The sequence below is a fragment of the Burkholderia sp. Bp8991 genome, assembly GCF_003853795.1.
Taxonomy (GTDB): domain Bacteria; phylum Pseudomonadota; class Gammaproteobacteria; order Burkholderiales; family Burkholderiaceae; genus Burkholderia.
Genome location: NZ_QTQJ01000007.1, coordinates 95,320 through 117,701, shown reverse-complemented (window position 1 = coordinate 117,701; position 22,382 = coordinate 95,320). Strand labels below are relative to the sequence as shown.

Below are 22,382 nucleotides of genomic sequence, written 5' to 3'. Positions count from 1 at the left end.
CGTCGGCGATCGATGCAATGCGACTCGATTCTCGACGCGACACGCAGGCGCCGGCGTTTCGGCGCCGTCGACCAAGGAGACTTCGATGACTGCATCGGCTGCCGTACTCGCCATTCTGGCCGCGCTGTGGCTTGGCGCAATGATTCCGGGACCGAGTTTCGTGCTGGTCGCCCGCAATTCGATCGGGCTGTCGCGCCGCGACGGGCTCGCGACCGCGCTCGGCATGGGCGTCGGCGGGATCGCGTTCGGCGGCGTCGCGCTGGCCGGGCTCTATACGCTGCTGCAGGCGGTCGAATGGCTGTACGTCGGGCTCAAGGTGGCCGGCGGCGCATACCTGATCTACATGGCGTCGAAGATCTGGCGCGGCGCCGACCGGCCGATCGCGATGGACGACCCGCAGGCCGTCGTCGCCGGCAGCGCGCGCAAGTCGTTCTGGACCGGCCTCACGACCCAGCTGAGCAATCCGAAGACGGCGATCTGGTACGGCAGCATCTTCGCGGCGCTGTTGCCGCAGCATCCGCCGCTGTGGTGCTACCTGGCGCTGCCGCCGCTCGTGTTCGGCGTCGAATTCGGCTGGTACACGATCGTCGCGCTGTGCTTTTCGACCCGCCGGCCGCGCGAACTCTACCTGCGCGCGAAGAAGTGGGTCGATCGCGTCGCGGCCGGCGCGATCACGCTGCTCGGCCTGCGGTTGATCCTGAACGCGCCGAAAGCGGGGATCTGACGGCAGGCGGTGCCGCTCGCGCGCACCGCCGTTTCATTCCCGACGGGCATGCCGGCGCTGCCCGTCATTCCGGCCGGTGGCGGGACGGTCCGAGCCGGGCGATTCCTTTCCACCCGTCCGCCCGTCCGCCCGTCCGCCCGTCCGCCCGTCCGCCCACTCCGCCCGTCCGCCCGTCCGCCCGTCCGCCCGTCCGCCCACTCCGCCACTCCGCCACTCCGCCCCGCGCGAGCGCGAGCGCGCGTCACACCGCCGGAAACCGCTCCAGCAGCGCCGCGAACCGCGCCTCGTCCGGAAACGCCTTCACTTCGTACCGCACCGGCCGATGCGCGGTGGCCGTCATCAGGTCGCCGCAGGTCTCTCGCAGCGCGGCCATCGGCACGTGCGCCGACTGCCGCGTCGCTTCCCGGTAGAGCACGACGATGTCCGTCTCGGGCAGCAGCGTCGGCACGCCGTCGCTCCACACGCTGACACTGAACAGCTCGCCGTTCTGCCGCCGGTACACGGTGTAGGTCGCCACGAAGATGTCGGTGCCGTCCCGCTTGTGCAGGTCGTCCAGCTGCGTGCGCTGATCCTGGTAGTCGCCGGCGAGTTCGTCCACGCGCAGCGCGTGCAGCTTCGCCTCCAGTCCTGCCGGGATGAAGTTCCGCCACGCGGCGCCGTCCCAGCGCAGCATCAGCGGCGGCAGCGGACGCGGCTGCGCGCGCGCGTGTTCGGCGAGTTCGACCATCGTCGCGAGACCGGCCGTGTTGCGGTCGCCGGTGAGCAGCAGCACGGCCCGGTTCGGCGCCATCACCACCGGCGCGCCGGAGATCGGCTGGCGATGCAGCAGGTCGGTCAGCAGCAACCGCGCCGCGTCGTAGTAGTCGCCGAACTGCGACAGGAACACGCCGTCGCGCAACGCGACCCACGGTGCCGACGACGCGCCGCGCAGGTTGTCGATCGCGATGTCGCAGGCGGCGTCGAAGCTGACGCCCCATTCGGCGAGCCGCGCGCTCGTCAGCCGCGCGACGCTGAATTCGCCGTCGTACGCGATGCCGATCTCGAGGTTCTCGCACAGTGGCCGGAACGCCACCTCCGACGCTTCGGGCTGTCCGGCGAGCTGCAGCGCGACCGTGCCGCGCTCGGTCGCGCTGCGGATCACGGGGCGCAGCCGCGCGCGCACGTCGGCGAAGTTCGCCGGGATCTCGTGCTGCATCATCGCGTTCGCCTGGCGCAGCAGCGTCGCTTCGCGCTCGGTGGGCTTCGCGTCCGCGTAATCGCGGAACAGGTTGTGGAGGTTGATGATGTTCGACGGGGCATCGGCTTGCACGAGACGGCCCTTGTCGTCCTCGTGAAGCCACTCGCGCGTGTCGCCGGTCGCGCGTAGCGCGGCGATCAGGCGTTCGGCGAAGTCCTGCCGGGTGGGCGGTTTGCTGAAGCGCTCGCGCAGGCGCGCGACGAAGTCGGAAATCATCGTATGCGGTCGGGCGGGCCCGTCTGTTATCGATCTCTCGTTGTCATGGGCGGCGCCCCGTCTCCCTTGGGGGCGCGCGCTGCGACCCGCCGATATCGGCCGGATACCCGGAATGCGGCCGGTGGCGCGTGCCGGCTGCATGGCGGCGCGCGCCCGCGTCGGACGCGATTCGCGTGGCGGGTGTCGCGATGGTACCGCACGTCCGTGATGGAAACGCGTGTGGGTGAGTGTTTGTTGATGCACAGGCGCGAGCCCGCGCACCGAACCCCGAACCGGCCCGCGCCCGCCCGCTCCGGCTCTGGAACGCGGCCCGAATCGTCGCCTGACCCACGCCGGCGCTGGCGAAAACCCCGACGACCGCCCCGCGAGCCTTGTGCGGCGGGCGTTCGCGCCGGTTGTGCGGCGTGCCGTGCCGGGCCGCTTCCCCGATTCTGGCGGCCGACCTCCCGACGACGTGTAAACTGCTGCCTTTTTTGACGGTTTGCAGCATGGTGCAAGCACCCCCGCGCCCGGCACTGAGCGGCCCGACGCTCGTCCGGCTGCTCGCGCGCCTGACCGATGCCGACGTCGCGGAATCCCGGCAGACGCTGTCGGACCGCCTGAGCCAGTGGCTCGGCTGGACCGACGCGATCACGCTGTCGTCCGCGCTGAATGCGAGCCCGCCCGGCGTCGCGGCCGGCGTGCGCGGTTACGACGCCGAGCGCGACTGCGCGCGCGTGCGTCACGACCTCGCGCAGGCGATCACGGCCGCCCACCGTCCGCGTACGCGGCGGCGCCCCGGCGAAATGCCGCCGCCGCCCGCCGACATGGCGGACTTCGCGGATTTCCGCCAGAGCTGTCTGTCCCTGCAGCAGGAAATGGAAACGGCGATCGGCCAGTTGCGCGGCCGCCTGCGGGTCGCGCTGGCCGCGCGCGCGTCCGGGATGGCGCGGCTAGCGGCGCTCGACGCGATCATGGAGCGCGTGCTCGGCGCGCGCGAGCGCAGCCTGCTGTCCGCCGTGCCCGCGCTGCTCGGCACGCGCTTCGAGCGGCTGCGCGACGCGGAACGGCAGGCGCTGGCCGACGCGCAAGCGGCGGCCGCTGCCGATCCCGACGGCGACGCACCGCCCGCTGCGGCGATCGTGCCCGGCACGTGGCTCGACACGTTCCGCAACGAGATGCAAAGCATCCTGCTCGCCGAACTCGAAGTCCGGTTTCAAACGGTAGACGGGCTGCTCGCGGCCCTTCGTACCTGCTAATCCCTACGCTATGTCCAGAATTCGTCTTGATCTCGTTGTCTTCATCGCCGGCCTGCTCGCAGTGTGCTGGATCGGCGTCGGCTATGTCGCGTCGAACCCGCTCGCGACGGCCGTCACGCTGCTGATCGGCGCGTGCTACGTCGCCGGTGCGTGGGAGCTGCGGCGCTACCGGCAGGCGACCGCCACGTTGTCGCGCGCGGTGGCCGGGCTGACCGAACCGCCGGCGCAGCTCGACACCTGGCTCGACACGCTGCCCGCGGGCCTGCGCGGCGCCGTGCGGGCGCGCGTCGAAGGCGCGCGCGTCGCGCTGCCGGGCCCGTCGCTGACGCCGTATCTCGTCGGCCTGCTCGTGCTGCTCGGCATGCTCGGCACGCTGCTCGGGATGGTCGTCACGCTGAAGGGCACGGGCGCCGCGCTCGAAAGCGCGACCGACCTCGACGCGATCCGCGCGTCGCTGATCGCGCCGGTGAAGGGCCTCGGCTTCGCGTTCGGCACGTCGATCGCGGGCGTCGCGACGTCGGCGATGCTCGGCCTCCTGTCCGCGCTCGTGCGCCGCGAACGGCTCGACGCGGGCCAGCAACTCGACGCGAAGATCGCGACGACGCTGCGCGTGCATTCGTCCGCACACCAGCGCGACGAATCCTTCCGGCTGCTGCAGCGCCAGGCCGACGTGATGCCGGCCCTGGTCGACCGGCTGCAGACGATGATGACGACGCTCGAGGCGCGCAGCGTCGCGCTGCACGATCGCCAGATCGAAAGCCAGCAGGCGTTCTTCGATCGGACCGAGCGCGCGTATGCGGGCCTGGCGTCGAACGTCGGCGATGCGCTGAAGGAAAGCGCCGCCGAAAGCGCACGGGTGGCCGGTGCCGCGCTGCAGCCGGTCGTCGCGGCGACGATGACGGGGCTCGCGCAGGAGATGGCCGCGCTGCGCGACACCGTGACGGGCGCCGTGCAGCGTCAGCTCGACGGGCTGACCGACGGTTTCGAGAAGACCACCGGGAACGTGACGGCCGTCTGGAACCGCGCGCTCGACGAGCAGCGCCGCGCGGGCGACGCCGTCGCGCAGCAATTGCAGACGACGCTCGGCCAGTTCACCGACACCTTCGCGCAGCGGTCGACGGACCTGCTCGACGGCGTCGCGACGCGCCTCGAATCGACCGAAAGCCGGCTGTCCGACGCGTGGCGCGATGCGCTTGCGCGCCAGGAGCAGGTCGGCGCGACGCTGGCCGGCCAGCATGCGCAGGCGCTCGCCGAAGCCGCCGCGACCTTCGAGCGGCATTCGGGCGCGGCGCTCGCCGCGATGCGCGAGTCGCATGCGGGGCTGCAGACGCAACTGGCCGCGCGCGACGAGGAACGCCTGGCGGCGTGGAATGCGTCGCTCACGGCGATGGCCGCGAAGCTCGGCGACGAATGGCAGCGCGCGGGCGCGCACAGCGCGGGCCGCCAGCAGGAAATCTGCGATGCGCTGGCGCAAACGACGCGCGATCTCGCGGCACAGGCGTCTACGTTCGAACAACGTTCGAGCGATCTGCTGTCGACGATCCGCGAGTCGCATACGGGCTTGCAGACGCAACTCGCGGCACGCGACGAGGAACGTCTGTCCGCATGGAACGACTCGCTCGCCGCGATGGCGACGAAGCTTGGCGACGAGTGGCAGCGTGCGGGCGTACACAGCGCGGGCCGTCAGCAGGAAATCTGCGATGCGCTCGCACAGACGACGCGCGATCTCGCGGCACAGGCGTCTACGTTCGAACAACGTTCGAACGATCTGCTGTCGACGATTCGCGATTCGCACACGGGGCTGCAAACGCAACTGGCCGCGCGCGATGAGGAGCGCCTGTCCGCATGGAACGACTCGCTCGCCGCGATGGCGACGAAGCTCGGCGACGAGTGGCAGCGCGCGGGCGTGCACAGTGCGGGCCGTCAGCAGGAAATCTGCGACGCCCTTGCACAAACCACGCGCGATCTGACCGCACAAGCAGCGACGTTCGAGCAACGTTCGAACGACCTGCTGGCGACGATCCGCGATTCGCACACGGGGCTGCAAACGCAACTGGCCGCACGCGACGAAGAACGCCTGTCGGCATGGAACGATTCGCTGGCCGCGATGGCTGCAAAGCTCGGCGAAGAGTGGCAGCGCGCGGGCGTGCACAGCGCGGGCCGTCAGCAGGAAATCTGCGACGCACTCGCACAAACCACGCGCGATCTGACCGCACAAGCAGCGACGTTCGAGCAACGTTCGAACGACCTGTTGTCGACGATCCGCGATTCGCACGCCGGCCTGCAAACGCAACTGGCCGCGCGCGACGAAGAACGCCTGTCCGCATGGAACGACTCGCTCGCCGCGATGGCCGCCGCGCTGCGCGACGAATGGGCGCAGACGAGCGCGCAGGCTGCGACGCGCCAGCAGGACATCTGCGACACGCTGACCCGCACCGCGAACGACATCACCGCGCAGGCGCAGGTGCATGCAAGCGACACGATCAACGAGATCTCGCGCCTCGTGCAGGCCGCATCGGAAGCGCCGAAGGCCGCGGCCGACGTCGTCGCCGAACTGCGCCAGCGCCTGTCCGACAGCATGGTGCGCGACACCGCGATGCTCGAGGAGCGCAGCCGCTTGCTCGCGACGCTCGAGACGCTGCTCGGCGCGGTCAATCACGCGTCGACCGAACAGCGTACCGCGATCGATGCGCTCGTCAGCACGTCGGCCGACCTGCTCGAGCGCGTCGGCGCGCGCTTCAACGACGCCGTCGATGCCGAAACGCGCAAGCTCGATTCGGTGGCCGCACAGGTCACGGCCGGTGCGGTCGAGGTCGCGAGCCTCGGCGATGCGTTCGGCGCGGCCGTGCAGGTGTTCGGCGAGTCGAACGACAAGCTGCTGAACCACCTGCAGCGCATCGAGGCCGCGCTCGAGAAATCGCTCGCGCGCAGCGACGAGCAGCTCGAGTACTACGTCGCGCAGGCGCGCGAGGTGATCGACCTGAGCATGATGTCGCAGAAGCAGATCGTCGAGGACCTGCAGCAGATCGCCGGTCGGCGGGCATCGGTCGGAGCGTAACGCATGCACGACGAAATCGACGACGGCGCGCCTTCCGCGCCGGTGTGGCCCGCGTTCGCCGACCTGATGTCGGTGCTGCTCGGCGCGTTCGTGCTGGTCCTCGTCGGCGTGATCGGCATGCAGTTGCAGCTCACGTCGAAGCTCGAGGAAGCCGTGCGCGCGCGCCAGCAGGAAGCGCAGCAGCGCAAGTCGCTCGAGGAGGCGCTGGCCGGGCCGCTCGCGGCCGGCCGCGTGACACTCGTGAACGGCCGCATCGGCATCAGCGGCAACGTGCTGTTCGCGCTGAACTCCGACCAGTTGCAGCCCGAGGGCCGCGATCTGTTGAAGACGCTGGCTGCGCCGCTGGCCGCCTACCTGACGACGCGCGACGAGATCCTGATGATCAGCGGCTTCGCCGACGACCAGCAGGTGCGCGCCGGCAACCGCCAGTTCGCGGACAACTGGGAACTGTCGGCCAAGCGCGCGCTGACGGTCACGCGTGCGCTGATCGACGCCGGCGTGCCGGCGAAGTCGGTGTTCGCGGCCGCGTTCGGCTCCGAGCAGCCGGTCAGCTCGAATGCGGACGATGAAGGCCGCGCGAAGAACCGTCGCGTGGAGATCGCGCCGGTGCCGCGCAAGACCGCGTCGAGCGGAGGGAAGGCGAAGTGACGGACGACGCGACGCACGTGCGCGCGACGCTCGACGCGTGGCGCGAGCAGGGCGCCGACCGGCTCGATCCGGTGCGCTTCCATCGGCTCGACGCGCTCGAGAAGCGCGCGGCCGCGCTCGACGGCGATGCGCGCGCGTTGCTCGATGCGCGGCTCGCGATGCTGCTGGAGGAGTTTGCGCAGATCGTCGCGCGAGCCGGTGAAGCGGCAGCCGCCGGCTCAGCGGCGCAAGCGAACGCGCAGGCGCCTGCGCGCAGTGCGATCGGCGGGCTCGTCGAGCGCCTCGCGCGCGACGCACAGGCCGATCGCCGCGGGATCGATCCCGCGCTGATCGACTACTTCCGCGCGATGTGGTCGAAGGTCCGCACCGAACAGCAGTACCGCCAGTCGCTCGACCAGGTGCCGCGCAACGCGGGACCGCTCAATTCGAACAGCCTCGTGCACCGGTCGCTCGCGACGATGCGCGAGCTGTCGCCGGAATACCTGCAGCAATTCCTGTCGTACATCGATGCGCTGGCGTGGCTCGAGGATCTGGCCGGCGGCGGCGCGCAGCCGGAGAAGGAGGCGCCGCGCGCGAAAGCCGCGAAGACGCTGAAACCGGCGAAGAAGATCACGCGCACCAAGGCGCGATAACGCACGCGATTGCGTCGCGCCGATCGCTGTCTAGCGAGCGGTCGCCGGCTCGTCGATCGCCGCGCGCAGCGCGTGCAACGCGTCGGTCAGCGCCGACGCGAACGGCGGATGCGCGGCGATGCCCGCCGCGTCGAGCCGGCTGCTGAGGATCGGCAGCGCGATCGACGCGCGCTCGACGACGCACGCCGACATCACCGACAGCGTTTCCCGCAGCGCCGCGTCCGCATGCGTCGCGCGCGGCGACGCGTTCAATACCGCGACCGGCTTGTACACGACGGCCTCGCATCCCACGATCCAGTCCAGCGCGTTCTTCATCACGCCCGTCACGCCGTGCGCGTATTCCGGGCTCGCGATCAGAACGCCGTCCGCGGCGTTCAGGCGCTCGATCAGGTCGCGCACCGCGGCCGGCGACGGATCTTCGATATCGGGGTTGAACAGCGGAAATTCGCCGAGACGATCGAAACGCGTGATGCGCATCCCGCGCGGCGCAACGCGGGCGGCTGCGTCCAGCAGCGCCGCGTTGTACGACTGCGCACGCAGGCTGCCGCACAGCGCGACGATGTCGATGCGGCGATCGGAATCGGTTCGGGGTTCGGTAGCCATCGAGGAGCGTAGGGGTGGGAGTCTTGCGCGGCGACGGCGCGCGGATCCGCCGGATTATCGCATCGGCGCGTGAGCGACGTGCCGCGCGTCGGCGACGCGGCGCAGGTGATGCGATTCGCGTCCGTCCCGCGGCAACTGCGTGTCCCGACCCCGGGTGGCAACCGTGTCGCGCATCCCGGTTGCCCGTGCCAGGTCACCGAGTGACCATCCGTTGCCGAGCAACAGGCGGCGCGTATGCAGCGCACCGTACACGTCGTCCGCGACGGTTTCGCCGAGATAGCGCAGCGCGCGGCCTTCGACGTCGACGAAGCCGTGCCGGTAGTCGTGCGCGAGCGCGGTCCACAGCTGCGCCGCGCCGACCGACTGGCGTGCGCCGCTGATCAGGCAGAGACCCGCGTCGAGTCCCCATCGATACAGCGTCGTCGCAAGCCCCTTGCGTTGCGCGGACCCGCGCAGCCGCGTATGCGGCGCGCGCAGGTAGCGGTCCGCGCGGCGCGGCAGTTCGGGAAGCCGGTTGAAGATCATGTAGCCGGCGAGCTGCCGGGCCGACGGATCCTCGACGTAAAGGAAATATTCGCCGTCGGCCTCGCGGTGGCGGACGATCAGGCCCGAGTCGCCGAGCGCGACGGCCGGCAGGCCGTGCAGGCGATGGCCCGGCTGGTTCAGACGCGCATGGAGCATGTCGAGTTCATCGTCGATGTCGTGCTGGGAATGCTGTACGTCGATACGCATGGCAAAAGGCGCCCGTCCCGGGCGCATCGAGAAAGGGGTTCATCGCAAACGGGAAAGGAAATGGCAGCGGCCCCCGGGCTCGACGTGCGAGCCGGGGCCGCGAATCAGCTGGGGATGTGCTGGAAACCGGCGGCGATCGCGGCGAGGCCCGCGATGCAGAGTGCGAACAGGATCAGGACTTTGTGGATCACGCCTCTCTCCTCATGAACGCGCGGCGCCGAACGGCGGTGCCGCGGAGACGGTGATGGCGGGCACGGCCCGCGCGGCCGTCGTGCGTGACGACGGTCGAAGGTCCGGGCGGCAGGCGCGCGGACGGTCAGCACCATACGCGACGGGCACGGGGCAGGCAATCGGACCGCGGGACAAAAGCGACGAAACGCGGGGAATCGGGGGTGTTTCGCGACAATCGGTCGCAAGGGGCGGATGTGTCGATGTCGCTTGTCGGTGTTTGTCTCGAAATTACACACACTTCACGGCAGACGAACTTCATCAGGATCTGCTCATGGGAGCGGGCCCGTCCACGGATCGCCGAGCCGCAACGACCTTCTTCACCCGGTGGTTGCGGCGATCGCCCCGCGTTGCAGCCTTACCCGGCCCGCCGCACCCCGAACGCCTGCCTGATCCGCGCGAACAAGCCATGCTGCGCGATCCATTCCGCGTACGCGCGATAGTCAGGATCGCGCATCAAATGACGTTCCTCCGTTTTCGCCCGCGTGTAGTAGATCAGATTGACCGCGACGAGCCCCGCGCAGTGCATCAGCCCGACCTGCCAGCCGAGCGGCTCGACGAACGGCACCGACACCATCCAGTACGACAGGTTCTTCGTGATGTACGCCGGATGCTTCGTGAAACGATACGGGCCCGACGTGATGATCCCGCGGTTCGTGAGATTCGAGAAACGCAGCCCGAACGAGATCGTCGACAGCGCATAGGTCATCAGCAGCAGGATGATCGCCGCGCCCCAGATCACCCGCAGCGTCGGCGCGGACAGCAGCCAGTTGTCCCAGAACAGCGAGCCTTCGTAGCGGATGTAGTTGTTCGAGATCAGCGACCAGAACGGCTGGTAGCACATCAGCGCGGCGACCCAGCCGAGCGTGGTCGGCTCGACGGTGCGCACGTGGCTGTCGAGGATGCGGAACGTGCACAGGTAGCCGACGGTGCCGAACATCAGGTCCATCGTGAACGACAGGTCGTACAGGAACACGAAGGTCGCGATCGTCATCGGCGCGTTCACTGCGTGCGCAAGCGATGCGCTCAGGTGATCGGCGTCCTTCGACAGGTAGACCGTCATCAGCGGCAGGAAGAACGCCTTCACGCCCCAGCCGGCGAGCATCTCGCGCACGGGCTGCCAGCTCGCGGGCTGCTCGCGGCGGAACAGGTAGCGGCCCCACAGCAGGTACGCGTCGTCGGTCTCGCGCTGGTGGCGATCCATCCACGCGAAGTAGAACGGCGCGGCGACGATCACGTACGGCGCGAGCGAGCGCAGCAGCGACCAGAACGGCAGGTAGAACGCGCCGTGATATTCGGGCAGCAGCCAGTAGATCGCGGCGATGCCGGCGTAGATCGACGTCAGCGCGCCGAGCCGCGTCGCGACGCGGGCGAGCCCGAGCGGGCGCACGGCCTGGCGCGACAGTCCCGCGCTCGGGCGCAGATAGACGCGCGAGATGAAGATTTCGTGCAGCGCGATCGTGCCGATGATCGCGAGGCTGGCGACGACCGCGCGCGTGGCCGCATCGAGGCTCGGCTGGTCGCGCGTGATCCACAGCGCGAAGAGACCGGCCGCGATGCCGAGCAGGCCGGCGCGGAACGGCGTGGCGGAACGGGGCGGGCGGTCCTGGACCGCGGCGATGCCGTCGAGCGTGGAATTCATGATCGGATCCTCGTCGGGATGACGGCCGGCGCCCCCGCTTGGCGGGTGGCGCCGGCCATCGGCCGGGCTTTGGATTGGTATGTGCCCGGCCATTGGCCTGTGGTTCTGATACGTGACGCGTTACTTCTTCGGGGCGGTGCCGAGCAGGCCGCCGAGCAGGTTCGTCACCGGTGCCAGCAGGTTGGTCGCGCCAGCCGCGGTGCCGCCGTTCGAACTGCCGGTCAGGCCGGCCGTGACGGTGCCGCTGCCGGACGGCGTCGTCACCGTGCCGGTCGCGCCGCCCGGGCTGGCCGTGCCGACTGCGCCGAGCGTGCCGGCCGCCGACGTCAGCGAGCCCGTCAGCGTGCCGACCGGGCCGTTCGTCAGCGCACCGCCGAGGTTGCCGGTCAGGTTGCCGCCCGGCGTCGTGACCGTGCCGGTGAGGCTCGCGCCAAGCGGCGTCAGCGAGTTGACGAGGCCGGTGACCGGTGCCAGCAGGCTGCCGGCGCCCGAGCTGCTGGTACCGCTCGTGCCGCTGGTGCCGCCCGTACCGCTCGAACCGAGGCCGCCGAGCGCACCCGTCACCGTGCCGAGCAGGCCCGTGATCGGCGCGAGCGGGCCGCCGCTGGTGCCGCTCGTCCCGCTGGTGCCGCCGGAGCCGCTCGAACTGCTGCCGCCGCCGAGGGCGCCCGTCAGCGAACCGAGCACGCCGGTGATCGGGGCGAGCGGGTTGGTGCCGCTGCTGGAGCTGCCGCCGGACAGCAGGCCGCCTGTCGACGACACCGTGTTGCCGAGCTGGGACACGCTGTTGCCGGCGCTCGTGCCGACCGGGTTGCCGGTCGCGCTGCCGACCTGCGTACCGGCGAGGCCGAGGCCGCTGCCGAGCGTGTTCAGCAGGCCGCTGAGCGGGGCGCCGAGCAGGGTCGCGTTGCCGAGCGTCTGCGTGGCGCCAGGCGTCGTGACGCCGCCGGTCAGCGTGTTGGTGATCGGGTTGATCACGCTGCCGAGTTGCGTCTCGAGTTGCTGGACCGGCGCGCTGTTCAGCGCCGTGTTGAGCGCCGATGCGGTGGAGTTGACCGCGGTGCCGACCGTGTTGACGAGACTGCCGACCAGGGTCGTCGCCGGCGCGAGCGGCGCCAGCGGACCGGTGCCGAGGCTCGTCACCGCGTTGCCGAGGTTGTTGACGGCGCCGCCGGCGCCGGTCAGCAGGCCGGTGGTCGACGTGAGCGTCGGGCCGAGCGGGTTCGGCGACACGCCGATCGAGCCAAGGCCGGCCGCGACGCCGTTGCCAAGCGACTGCACGCCGCTGCCGAGGCTGGTGACCGCGTTGCCGATGCTGGTGGCCGTCGTCGGGTTCGTGCCGGGGACCTGTACGCCGCCGATCTGCGACCCGCCGTTCGCGACCGTCGTGCCCAGTGCCGTGACGAGCGTGCCGGTTTGCTGGAGGACGTTGCCGAGCGGGGTGGTGTTGGTGCCGGACGTGCCCGACGTACCGGACGTGCCCGAGGTGCCGGAAGTGCCCGAAGTACCGGAGGTGCCCGACGTACCGGAGGTGCCCGACGTACCGGAGGTGCCCGACGTACCGGAGGTGCCCGAAGTACCGGAGGTGCCCGAAGTACCGGAGGTGCCCGAAGTACCGGAAGTGCCAGAAGTGCCAGAAGTGCCCGAAGTGCCCGACGTACCGGAGGTGCCCGACGTACCGGAAGTGCCCGACGTACCGGAAGTGCCCGACGTACCGGAGGTGCCCGACGAACCGGAGGTGCCCGACGTGCCGGAAGTGCCCGACGTACCGGAAGTCCCCGACGAACCCGAAGTCCCCGAACTACCGCCGCCGGACGTTCCGGATGTCCCCGAAGTCCCGGACGTCCCCGACGTGCTCGGCTTGATCGACGGCGTGACCGGCCCGTCGACCGAGCCGCAGCCGTACAGTGAGAGCAGCGACAGGACGGCCAGCGATACCGTCGTCTTTTTTAAGTAATGGTGCATGGTGGCCTCGACATTGGAAGTTGTGTCCGGGCCATTACTGCAAATTCCGCGCCATGACATCTTCCGCGCAATGCGCCGGCGCTTTGTTGCGGGAATCGGGAATATCGGCGCGATTTAAACGGAGGAATGGGGGTTTCGCGTGACGGGCGCGCCGGTTGCGCCGCTGTGCGCGCCGTGATGTTCCCGTAAGGTGCCGTAACGCCGGGCTGGATGTTACGTAGCGTTCGGCCCGGTGTTCCGCGTGTGACGCAGCCGGCCGCGCCCCGAGGGCACGTTCTTTGACGAAACACCCGCGCGCCGCGAACATGACGCGAACCCACCCGGCCGCGGGCGACGCCGAAGCGGCCACGACTTCAGACAGGACACGACATGAGCGAACAGGACAGGGAACAGGGCAAGGCGCGCCGCACCGAAGTCATGGGCGAGGCATTCGTCGAGCGCGCGATGCGCGACCTCGACGGTTTTTCGCGTCCGCTGCAGAACTGGCTGAACGAGCACGCGTGGGGCAGCACGTGGCAGCGCGGCGGCATCGACCTGAAGACGCGCAGCCTCTGTACGTGCGCGATGCTGGCGGCGCTCGGCCGCGGCACGGAACTGAAGGGCCACGTGCGTGGCGCGCTCAACAACGGCGCGAGCCTCGTCGAGATCCGCGAGGTGCTGCTGCACAGCGCGCTGTACGCGGGCGCGCCGGCGGCGGTCGAGGCGTTCCGCAGCGCGCGCGAGGTCATCGCGGAGCTCGGGCTGTCGCTGCCCGACGACGAAGCCTGACCGGCGCGCGCCGCGGCGCGGCCGGCAGGCCCGCCGACGCTCAATGCTCGACGTGCGCGCCCTGCACCGGCGCCTCGACTGGCGCGGCGGCGACTTCGAGCAGCCAGTCCGCCGTTGCGTCGGGAATCGTGACCGGCAGCATGTGCCCGCCTTCGACGACCTTCAACCGCACGCGTGCCGACTTCTGCGCGAGCGCTTCGCCGTGCGTGTGCCAGTTCAGGATCGGATCGGCGCGGCCGTACAGCACGTCGACCGGCAGCGCGAGGTCCGCGTAGCGGCGCACCATCGCGGGCAGGTCGACGGGCGCCGACAGCAGGTCGGTCGCCGTCGCGTAGAACACGTGCGGCCGCAGCCCGAGCAGCCCGCCGCCCTTCACCGGGAAGTCGCGCGGCACGGCTTCCGGTGCGAACACCTGACCGACGGCCTTGCGGCCGGTCAGGATCGTCAGCGGGATCGCGAAGGTCCACGACACGAAGCGGCGCACCAGCGGCGACGGTAGCATCAGCGGCTTGAACGGTGCCGGCGGCTCGGTCTGCTCGTGCGACAGCGGCGCGATCAGCGCGAGCCGGCTCACGCGCTCCGGATGGTCGAGCCCGACCGCGAGCGCGATCGCGCCGCCGAGCGAATGGCCGACGAGCACGGGCCGGTCGAGCTTCAGCGCGTCGATGAACGCGGCGATCGTGCGTGCCTGCGCGAACACGTTCGCCTGCGAGCCGGCGCCGCGCAGCGAGCGGCCGGCGCCGGGCCGGTCGACGAGGATCACGCGATGGTGCTGCGCGAGCCGCGTGAGCGGCAGGTACGCGAAGTTGCGCCACTGGCCGGCGAGCCCGTGCACGAACACGAGCGGCGGCCCGCTGCCGTACTCGACGTAGTGGATGTGGTCGCCGCCGATGTCGACGAAGCGGCCTTCGGGCGGAAACGCGCGCGTCACGCGACGCGCGACGTAGCCGGAAAACAGCGCGAGCGCGGCGAGCATCGCGACGACGCCGAGCAGCACGTTCTGGATCAGGTGAAGCGTATGGCTCATGTCGGCCTCAACGGGTTTCGAGTACGGGTTCGGCGACCGGCGCGGCGGCCGGGCCGGCTTTCGCGCGGCGTTCGAACTGCATGGCCGAATCGGCGAGCCCGCTGAACTTCAGCGACGCGAGATCGAGCACGTAGTTCTGGTGGAACTTCCACGGCTTGCGGTGCCCCTGCTTCGGCAGGATGCCGGCCGCGCGCTGGATGTAGCCCGAGCTCAGGTTCACCGCCGGCACGTCGCCGAGGTCACCGGCGCCGAGCCGCGGCACGCAGGTGTCGTAGCCGTTCGCGCGCATGTGGTTGAGCAGCCGGCACACGTAGCGCGCGATCAGCTCGGCCTTCAGCGTCCACGACGCGTTCGTGTAACCGAACGACGACGCGAGGTTCGGCACGTCGCTGTACATCATTCCTTTGTAGGACACGGTCTGCGGCAAATCGACCGCGCGGCCGTCGACCGTGACGCGCGCGCCGCCGAGCAGCTTCACCTTCAGCCCGGTCGCGGTGACGATCACGTCCGCGACGAGCTGCTGGCCGCTTTTCAGCTTCAGGCCGGTCGGCGTGAAGCGCTCGATCTCGTCGGTGACGATCGATGCGCGGCCCGCGCGGATCGACTTGAACAGGTCGCCGTTCGGCACGAGGCACACGCGCTGGTCCCACGGCATGTAGCGCGGCGTCAGGTGCTTCGCGACGTCGAAATCGGGGCCGAGCTGCCTGCCGGCCGCGCGGATGATGAATTGCTTCGTCCGCTCGGGCTTGCGGCGCGACACGTTGTACAGGTACATCGTCAGCAGTACGTTCTTCATGCGCACGAGCCGGTGCGCGAGCCGCGACGGCAGCACGCGGCGCAACGCGTTCGCGATCCTGTCGCGGGCGGGCAGCGACACGATGTAGGTCGGCGAGCGCTGCAGCATCGTCACGTGCTTCGCATCGGCCGCCATCGACGGCACCAGCGTGACGGCCGTCGCGCCGCTGCCGATCACGACGACGCGCCGGTTCGCGTACGACAGGTCCTTCGGCCATTGCTGCGGATGCACGATCCGGCCTTCGAACGATTCCATGCCGGCCCAGTCGGGCAGGTAGCCGCCGTCGTAGTCGTAATAGCCGCTGCACATGTAGAGGAAGCGGCACGTGTAGACCAGCGTGTCGAGCGCGCCGTCCCGCGTGCGCTCGATGCGAACCGTCCAGCGCGCGCGGTTCGAATCCCAGTCGGCCGCGACCACTTTCTGGCCGTAGCGGATCGTCTTGTCGATGCCGTACGCGCGCGCGGTGTCGCGGATATAGTCGAGGATCGTCTGGCCGTCCGAGATCGCCTTGTCGCTGTGCCACGGGCGGAAGCTGTAGCCGAGCGTAAACATGTCGGAATCCGAACGGACGCCGGGATAGCGGAACAGGTCCCAGGTGCCGCCGATCGCATCGCGCGCCTCGACGATCGCGACGCTCGCATGCGGGCAGCGCTTTTTCAGGTGATAGGCGGCGCCGATGCCGGACAGGCCGGCGCCGACGATCAGCACGTCGAGGTCACGGGTATCGCCGGAGGCGGACGGCGCGTCGCGCCGGTCGGTCGTCGTCGTCGAGGTCATGCGGGATCCTTGGTCGGTGTGGTCGGCCGCGCGGCGGGGGCACGGGTGCGCTCGAGATTGCGTGCGCGGGCGCGGCGCACGTGGCGCAGCACCAGCCGCTGGTAGCCGGCGCCGAGCAGGCGCGCGAGCTTGTCGAGGCGGCGCGCGTCGGCGCCGACCAGCACGCGGCGCGCATTGCGCTCGACGCCGGCGAGAATCTGCCGCGCGGCGTCGTCGGCCGTCGTCGCGTTGATCAGGCGGTTCGCCTGGCGGCGGTGGGTCGCTTCGTCCTGGCCCGTGAGCGCGTGGATGCTGGTATCGACGCGGCTCGCGTCGACGATGTTGGTCGCGACGCCGCCCGGATGCACGCAGGTCGCGCTGACCGGCGCGCCGTCGAGTTCGAGTTCCATCCGCAGTGCCTCGGTGAAGCCGCGCACCGCGAACTTGGTCGCGTTGTACGCGCTCTGCGTCGGCATCGCGACGAGTCCGAACAGGCTCGACGTGTTGATCACGTGCCCGTCGCCCGACGCGCGCAGGTGCGGCAGGAACGCCTGCGTGCCATGCACGACGCCCCAGAAGTTGATGCCGACGATCCATTCGAGATCGGCGATGCGCGCGGTCTCGGCGCTCGCGGCCAGCGACACGCCCGCGTTGTTGAAGACCAGGTTGACCTTGCCGTGTTCGGCGCGCACGAAATCGGCCCACGCGAACACCGCATCGCGGTCGGCGACGTCGAGCCGCCGCGTGCTCGTGCGCACGCCGTGCTTCGCGCACGCGGCCGCGGTGGCGGCGAGCCCGACATCGTTGACGTCGGCGAGCGCGACCTCGCAGCCGCGCCGCGCGAGCTCGACCGCGAGGCTGCGGCCCATGCCCGAACCGGCACCCGTGATCGCGGCGACCTTGCCGGAAAACCCCTTCATGCGTCGTTCCTCCCGTTCCGCTTGCGCTGCATCGGCGGCGCGCCTATTGTGGTGTTATTCGTCACCACTTTAGTTTTCGGGTGTCCTGATGTCAAATAGCGAAATGGAGAAAGCACTCGAAACGGAAAAACGGGGCCGGGCGTACGGCGGCGTGGCGCCCGAGGTGCGGGCCGCCGAGCGGCGCGATGCGTTGATCCGCGCGGCGACGCGCGTGTTCGGCACGGTCGGATTCCGCAAGGCGACCGTGCGGTCGATCTGCCAGGAAGCGAAGCTCAACGACCGCTATTTCTATGCGGCGTTCGACAGCACCGAGGATCTGCTGCGCTGCACCTACCTGCATCACGCGCAGCAGCTGCACGACGCGGTCGCACGCGCGGTGGCCGAGCGCGGCGGCGATCTGCGCGAAAGCGTCGACGCGGGGCTCGCCGCGTTCTTCGGCTTCCTGCGCGATCCATGCGCGGCGCGCGTGCTGCTGCTCGAGGTGATGGGCGTGAGCGCCGATACCGACATGACGTACCAGCGGATGCTGCTCGACTTCGGCAAGCTGATCATGGCGATCGGCGCGGCCCGCGAGGCCGCGACACCCGCCGAGCGCACCGAGCAGCGGCTCATCGGGCTCGCGCTGGTCGGCGCGATGACGAACGTCGGCGCGGCGTGGCTGCTCACCGGGTATCGCGACCCGGAGGCGCAGATGGTCGCGAGTTGCAGGAAGGTGCTGCTGGGGACGTTGCGGGAAGCGGGGTAGGCGGCGCGAGCGCGTGTCTGTCGTGCGCCGTCGCGCGAACGCCGTGCGTAGCTTCAAGGCATTCGCGCAGGAATACGAATTCGCGTCGAGCCTGAACCAGAAGGGATTCAATACGCGAAAGTGCAGCAACAAAGCGCTGCTACGCGAAGTTCATGTGATGCGCGGTTGCCCCTTCAATCGTCGGCGCGTCGCGCCCGTGTCGCGCGCACACGCGGCGCGGCGGCCGTTGCCGCGATCCTTGCCTTCATCGCGTCGATGAACGCGCGCACCTTCGGCGACGGCAACCGCGTCGACGGATACACCGCATGGATCCCGGCCCGCGCCGAGCGCCACGCGGGCAGCAGCCGCACGAGCCGGCCGGCCGCGACGTCCTCCGCGATCGAGAAATCCGTCAGGAGCCCGAAGCCTCCGCCCGCGAGCGCGATCGCGCGGCAGGCCGTCGCGGTGTTCGACACGACCGGCGCGACGCAACGCACCGACGCATGGCCGCCGCGCGCGTGGTCGAGTTCGACCGTATGCGGGCGCGACAGCGTCGACAGCATCACGAACGGCAGTGCGGCGAGCGCGTCCGGGTCGCGCGGCAGCCCGTGCCGCGCGACGAACGCGGGGCTCGCGACCAGCCATTTCTCGTACTCGCCGAGCTGCACCGCGCGATAGTTCGAATCCGCGAGGCGGCCGATGCGGATCGCGACGTCGAGATTGTCCGCGACGAGATCGGCGATGCGGTCGTTCGCGATCAGTTCGACGTCGAGCCGCGGATGCGCGTCGCGCAGCGCGACGATCGCCGGCGCGACGACCAGCGCGCCGTAGTCGATCGGCACGCTCACGCGCAGCGTGCCGCGCAGCGGCCCGGCGTCGGACGACACCGCGTCGAGCGCGCTTTCGGTCGCGCGCACGATGTCGCGGCACGCGTCGTAGAACGCGCGCCCCGCATCGGTCACGCTCAGCCGTCGCGTGGTGCGCACCAGCAGGTTCGCGCCGACTTCGGATTCGAGGCGCTGCATGTGCGTGCTGACGACCGTCTTCGCGAGGCCGAGCCGCTCGGCCGCGGCCGTCAGCGAGCCGGCATCGACCACCGCGACGAAGATCGCCAGCCGGTTCAGGTTCACGTCCCGCAGATCGGCCATCGTCGATTGTCCTATGGAAGCGGATAATGTTTCAGCGATTATCCGTCTTCTGGCCGCGAACGGCGAGCGCTACGCTGGGGCCGTTCGTCGCCGATTCCCGGCGGCGCGAGATCCAGGAGCTTTCCCATGCCAGCCGCCAGCAAGCCCGCCCGTCCGGTTCGTGTCTATTCGTTCCCGCTGTCCGGGCACGCGCATCGCGTCCGGCTGTTCCTGTCGCTCCTCGGGCTGCCGTTCGAGACCGTCGACGTCGACCTCGCGGCCGGCGCGCAGCGCGAACCGGCGTTCCTCGCGCTCAATCCGCTCGGTCAGGTGCCGGTGATCGACGACGACGGCACCGTGCTCGCCGATTCGAACGCGATCCTCGTGTATCTCGCGAAGCGCTACGGCGACGCGCACTGGCTGCCAGACGATGCCGCCGGCGCGGCGACCGTGCAGCGCTGGCTGTCATACGCGGCCGGGCCGATCGCCACGGGGCCGGCCGCCGCGCGGCTCGTCACCGTGTTCGGCGCGCCGCTCGATCATGACGCGGCCAAGCGCACGGCCGCGAAGGTGCTCGCCGTGATCGACCAGGAGCTCGCCGGCAAGCCGTTCGCCGCGGGCGCGCAACCGACGATCGCCGACATCGCTGCCTACACGTACATCGCGCACGCGCCGGAAGGCGGCGTGTCGCTCGAACCGTATCCGCAGGTGCGCGCGTGGCTCGCGCGCGTCGAGGCGCTGCCGGGCTTCGTCGCGATGCCGCCGACCCGCGCCGGCCTGCTCGCCGCCTGACGGCGAAGCCGCGATTTCACCGGGGGAACACGATGACCGCGCCGACTGCCGCCGTACCGGGCTGGGAACTGGATGTTGCGCCGTTTCATGCGGGCGAGCTGGCCGTGCAGCAGCGCGCGGGCGTGACGCAGGCCGCTGACGCGGCCGGCCGGCGCGGCATCCGGCGCTTCATGCCGGACCAGCACCGCACGTTCTTCGCGCAGTTGCCGTTCTTCGTGCTCGGCGGCGTCGATGCGGGCGGCCAGCCGTGGGCGACGCTGCGGGTCGGGATGCCCGGCTTCGTGACGACGCCGGACGCGCGCACGCTGCGCATCGACGGCGACGCGCTGCCCGGCGATCCGCTGGCCGGTGCATGGCAACCCGGTGGGCCGCTCGGCGGCCTCGGGATCGAGTTCGACACGCGCCGGCGCAATCGCGTGAACGGCGTCGTGCGCGCGGTCGACGGCGGCGCGCTGACGATCGCGGTCGAGCAGAGCTTCGGCAACTGTGCGAAGTACATTCAGGGCCGCACGCCGACGTTCGTGCCGCGCGAAGGCGATGTGTCCATCGCGGCCGACGTGTCGGACCGGCTGAGTGACGCGGATCGCGCGCTGCTCGCGCAGGCCGATACGTTCTTCGTCGCGAGTGCGAATACGTCGGCGGATGCGGGTGCCGCGCGCGGCGCGGATGTGTCGCATCGCGGCGGCATGCCCGGCTTCGTGCGCGTCGACGACGCGCACACGCTGACGACGCCGGATTTCAGCGGCAACCGCTTCTTCAATACGCTCGGCAACCTGCAGCACGATCCGCGCGCGGGGCTGCTGTTCGTCGATTTCGACAGCGGCGACCTGCTGTATGTCGCTGCGCACGCGGAGATCGTGTGGGACGGGCCGCTCGTCGCGTCGTTCGACGGCGCGCAGCGGGTCGTGCGGTTTCACGTGCGCGAAGTGCGGCGCACGCGGGGTGTGCTGCCGTTTCGGTGGTCGGCGGTTGAGCGGGCGCCGCAGTTTGCGGGGAAGGTGGGGGCTGGTGTGCCGGCGGTATCCGCACCTGCATCTGCGTCCTCGTCCCCCTCCAGCTGGCGCCCGCTGCGCATCGCGAAGATCGTCGACGAAGCGCGCGCGATCCGCTCGTTTCATTTCGACGCGGCGGACGGCGACGCGTTGCCGGCCTACGAAGCCGGGCAGCATCTGACGCTACGCGTCGCGCTGCCGGACGAAGCTTCGCCGACGATCCGCAGCTACACGCTGTCCGATGCACCCGGCGCGTCGCATTACCGGATCACCGTGAAGCGCGAAGGACGCGTGTCGGCCTGGCTGCACGACCACGCGCGTGCCGGCATGACGCTCGATGCGCAGATGCCGCGCGGCCGCTTCACGTTCGACGTCGCGAGCCCGCGTCCGGCGGTGCTGGTGTCGGCCGGCATCGGCATCACGCCGATGATCGCGATGCTGTGCCGCGCGCTGGCCGACGACGCACCGTCGCGCCGCGTGGTGTTCGTGCACGGCGCGCGCGATACGGCCGACCGGCCGTTTGCAGCGGAACTGACGCGCATCGCGGACGCGGACCCGCGCGTATCGCTGCACTGGTTCGACAGCCGGCCGCAGCGCGACGGCGCGGCGCGACCGGGCCGTGTCGACATCGCGCAACTGAAGCGCATCCTGCCGTTCGACGACTACGATTTCTACCTGTGCGGACCCGCCGCGTTCATGCGCGATATGTACGACGGATTGCGCGCGCTGAACGTGCCGGACGAGCGTATCCGCTTCGAGGCGTTCGGGCCGTCGAGCGTCATGCGCAGCGCGACCCGCGCGGCCGGGGCGCCGCCGGCGGCAAGCGTGCCGGTCGTGTTCCGCCGCTCGGCACGCGACGCCGCATGGACGCCCGCCGACGGCACGCTGCTCGAATTCGCCGAAGGCCGGGGCGTGGCGGTGCCGTCCGAATGCCGGTCGGGGTCGTGCGGCACATGCGCGACGCGCGTGCTGTCCGGTGCGGTCGATTACGTGCAAGCGCCCGACGCGCCGGTCGAACCGGGCTGTGCGCTGCTGTGCGTCGCGCGGCCCGCGACGGGCACCATGGAGGCGCTCGTGCTCGACCGCTGATGGCCCCTGCGACACGCCGCCGCAGACGGCCTGCTGCGCGAAAAGCACGCGCAACTGCTTCTTTTTTCGAATGCCGGCCGGATCGACGATAGCGTCAACCGATTCGATGAAAGGAGCACAACCATGAAACTGCTCGGCATGATCAAGCTGGTCCTGTGGAGTTTCTTCGGCGTACGCAACAGCAAGGCGCACGCGGCCGATCTCGCGAACGTCAACTATACGTTGCTGCCGTTCGTGGCGATTGTGCTCGCGCTGCTGGTCGGCGCGGTCATCTACGGCGTCGTGCATCTGGTTGTCGATCCGACCGCGACGATGCAGGGGTTCTGAACGTTGGGTGAACCGGCAGCGGGCCGTCATTCCCGCTCCGGTTTTCGCTCGTTCGACCGGCGCGTGACTGCACCGGTTGTCGAGGTCGCCGCGCGCGATGTGCATCGCGATCGCATCGCCGCCGCTGTCGCACCATTCGAA

Annotated in this window: 19 protein-coding genes; 10 read left to right on the top strand and 9 right to left on the bottom strand. The window is 70.2% G+C overall.

Features of this window, described 5'->3' with window-relative positions; all coding sequences use genetic code 11:
- Window positions 1–85 precede the first annotated feature (85 nt).
- On the top strand, window positions 86–724 hold the full coding sequence (locus DIE02_RS10335; protein WP_044845331.1) for a LysE family translocator: 639 nt from the start codon (window positions 86–88) through the stop codon (window positions 722–724).
- A 241-nt stretch (window positions 725–965) separates the two neighbouring features.
- Here the strand turns inward: DIE02_RS10335 and DIE02_RS10325 are convergent, their stop codons facing one another.
- The gene (locus tag DIE02_RS10325) at window positions 966–2,177 is read right to left on the bottom strand and encodes a hypothetical protein (protein WP_124528916.1); all 1,212 of its coding nucleotides are present in this window, start codon (window positions 2,175–2,177) and stop codon (window positions 966–968) included.
- Between the two features lie 488 nt (window positions 2,178–2,665).
- Here DIE02_RS10325 and DIE02_RS10320 point away from each other — a divergent pair, with 488 nt between their 5' ends.
- From DIE02_RS10320 to DIE02_RS10305, 4 genes are read left to right on the top strand one after another with little or no spacing between them, the layout of a single operon-like run.
- Window positions 2,666–3,415 (top strand): DUF3348 domain-containing protein, encoded by a 750-nt coding sequence (locus tag DIE02_RS10320; RefSeq protein WP_124528914.1) that lies wholly within the window; start codon window positions 2,666–2,668, stop codon window positions 3,413–3,415.
- Window positions 3,416–3,425: 10 nt separating this feature from the next.
- Window positions 3,426–6,473, top strand: a complete 3,048-nt coding sequence (locus DIE02_RS10315) for a DUF802 domain-containing protein (RefSeq protein ID WP_124487638.1) — start codon at window positions 3,426–3,428, stop codon at window positions 6,471–6,473.
- A gap of 3 nt (window positions 6,474–6,476) precedes the next feature.
- Complete coding sequence (locus tag DIE02_RS10310) at window positions 6,477–7,121, top strand: OmpA family protein (protein WP_124487637.1); 645 nt, start codon at window positions 6,477–6,479, stop codon at window positions 7,119–7,121.
- Complete coding sequence (locus DIE02_RS10305; protein WP_124487636.1) at window positions 7,118–7,753, top strand: DUF2894 domain-containing protein; 636 nt, start codon at window positions 7,118–7,120, stop codon at window positions 7,751–7,753. The genes DIE02_RS10310 and DIE02_RS10305 overlap by 4 nt, the downstream gene beginning before the upstream one ends.
- Before the next feature lie 30 nt (window positions 7,754–7,783).
- Here the strand turns inward: DIE02_RS10305 and DIE02_RS10300 are convergent, their stop codons facing one another.
- From DIE02_RS10300 to DIE02_RS10285, 4 genes are all read right to left on the bottom strand, one after another.
- Window positions 7,784–8,356: an NADPH-dependent FMN reductase gene (locus DIE02_RS10300; protein WP_124528912.1), complete on the bottom strand. Its 573-nt coding sequence runs from the start codon at window positions 8,354–8,356 to the stop codon at window positions 7,784–7,786.
- 54 nt (window positions 8,357–8,410) lie between these two features.
- Complete coding sequence (locus tag DIE02_RS10295; protein ID WP_185702616.1) at window positions 8,411–9,088, bottom strand: histone acetyltransferase; 678 nt, start codon at window positions 9,086–9,088, stop codon at window positions 8,411–8,413.
- Between the two features lie 586 nt (window positions 9,089–9,674).
- Window positions 9,675–10,958 (bottom strand): isoprenylcysteine carboxylmethyltransferase family protein, encoded by a 1,284-nt coding sequence (locus tag DIE02_RS10290; RefSeq protein WP_124528908.1) that lies wholly within the window; start codon window positions 10,956–10,958, stop codon window positions 9,675–9,677.
- 120 nt (window positions 10,959–11,078) lie between these two features.
- A complete protein-coding gene (locus DIE02_RS10285) occupies window positions 11,079–12,923 on the bottom strand; it encodes a collagen-like triple helix repeat-containing protein (RefSeq protein WP_185702615.1) in 1,845 nt (614 codons plus the stop codon).
- 369 nt (window positions 12,924–13,292) lie between these two features.
- Between DIE02_RS10285 and DIE02_RS10275 the strand changes: the two genes are divergently transcribed.
- The gene (locus DIE02_RS10275; RefSeq protein ID WP_044848113.1) at window positions 13,293–13,691 is read left to right on the top strand and encodes a carboxymuconolactone decarboxylase family protein; all 399 of its coding nucleotides are present in this window, start codon (window positions 13,293–13,295) and stop codon (window positions 13,689–13,691) included.
- Window positions 13,692–13,731: 40 nt separating this feature from the next.
- On the opposite strand, the gene DIE02_RS10270 is transcribed toward DIE02_RS10275, so the two are convergent.
- Genes DIE02_RS10270 through DIE02_RS10260 form a run of 3 tightly spaced genes read right to left on the bottom strand, consistent with a single transcriptional unit; the run spans window position 13,732 to window position 17,190 of the window.
- Entirely contained in the window at window positions 13,732–14,718 is a 987-nt protein-coding gene (locus tag DIE02_RS10270; RefSeq protein ID WP_124489840.1) for an alpha/beta fold hydrolase, read from the bottom strand.
- A gap of 7 nt (window positions 14,719–14,725) precedes the next feature.
- Window positions 14,726–16,291 (bottom strand): NAD(P)/FAD-dependent oxidoreductase, encoded by a 1,566-nt coding sequence (locus tag DIE02_RS10265; RefSeq protein WP_124489839.1) that lies wholly within the window; start codon window positions 16,289–16,291, stop codon window positions 14,726–14,728.
- Window positions 16,288–17,190 carry an SDR family oxidoreductase gene (locus DIE02_RS10260; RefSeq protein ID WP_124489838.1) on the bottom strand — a complete coding sequence of 301 codons (903 nt, stop codon included), beginning with the start codon at window positions 17,188–17,190 and terminating at the stop codon, window positions 16,288–16,290. The genes DIE02_RS10265 and DIE02_RS10260 overlap by 4 nt, the downstream gene beginning before the upstream one ends.
- A gap of 88 nt (window positions 17,191–17,278) precedes the next feature.
- Between DIE02_RS10260 and DIE02_RS10255 the strand changes: the two genes are divergently transcribed.
- Complete coding sequence (locus DIE02_RS10255; protein ID WP_124489837.1) at window positions 17,279–17,935, top strand: TetR/AcrR family transcriptional regulator; 657 nt, start codon at window positions 17,279–17,281, stop codon at window positions 17,933–17,935.
- A gap of 173 nt (window positions 17,936–18,108) precedes the next feature.
- Here the strand turns inward: DIE02_RS10255 and DIE02_RS10250 are convergent, their stop codons facing one another.
- The gene (locus DIE02_RS10250; RefSeq protein ID WP_124489836.1) at window positions 18,109–19,062 is read right to left on the bottom strand and encodes a LysR family transcriptional regulator; all 954 of its coding nucleotides are present in this window, start codon (window positions 19,060–19,062) and stop codon (window positions 18,109–18,111) included.
- A 126-nt stretch (window positions 19,063–19,188) separates the two neighbouring features.
- Here DIE02_RS10250 and DIE02_RS10245 point away from each other — a divergent pair, with 126 nt between their 5' ends.
- The 3 genes from DIE02_RS10245 to DIE02_RS10235 all read left to right on the top strand — a co-directional run bounded on the left by DIE02_RS10245 (window position 19,189) and on the right by DIE02_RS10235 (window position 22,241).
- Complete coding sequence (locus DIE02_RS10245) at window positions 19,189–19,833, top strand: glutathione S-transferase family protein (protein ID WP_124489835.1); 645 nt, start codon at window positions 19,189–19,191, stop codon at window positions 19,831–19,833.
- Window positions 19,834–19,865: 32 nt separating this feature from the next.
- Window positions 19,866–21,914 carry a pyridoxamine 5'-phosphate oxidase family protein gene (locus DIE02_RS10240; RefSeq protein WP_124528906.1) on the top strand — a complete coding sequence of 683 codons (2,049 nt, stop codon included), beginning with the start codon at window positions 19,866–19,868 and terminating at the stop codon, window positions 21,912–21,914.
- Window positions 21,915–22,037: 123 nt separating this feature from the next.
- The gene (locus tag DIE02_RS10235) at window positions 22,038–22,241 is read left to right on the top strand and encodes a DUF2970 domain-containing protein (RefSeq protein WP_021164122.1); all 204 of its coding nucleotides are present in this window, start codon (window positions 22,038–22,040) and stop codon (window positions 22,239–22,241) included.
- Window positions 22,242–22,382 lie beyond the last annotated feature (141 nt).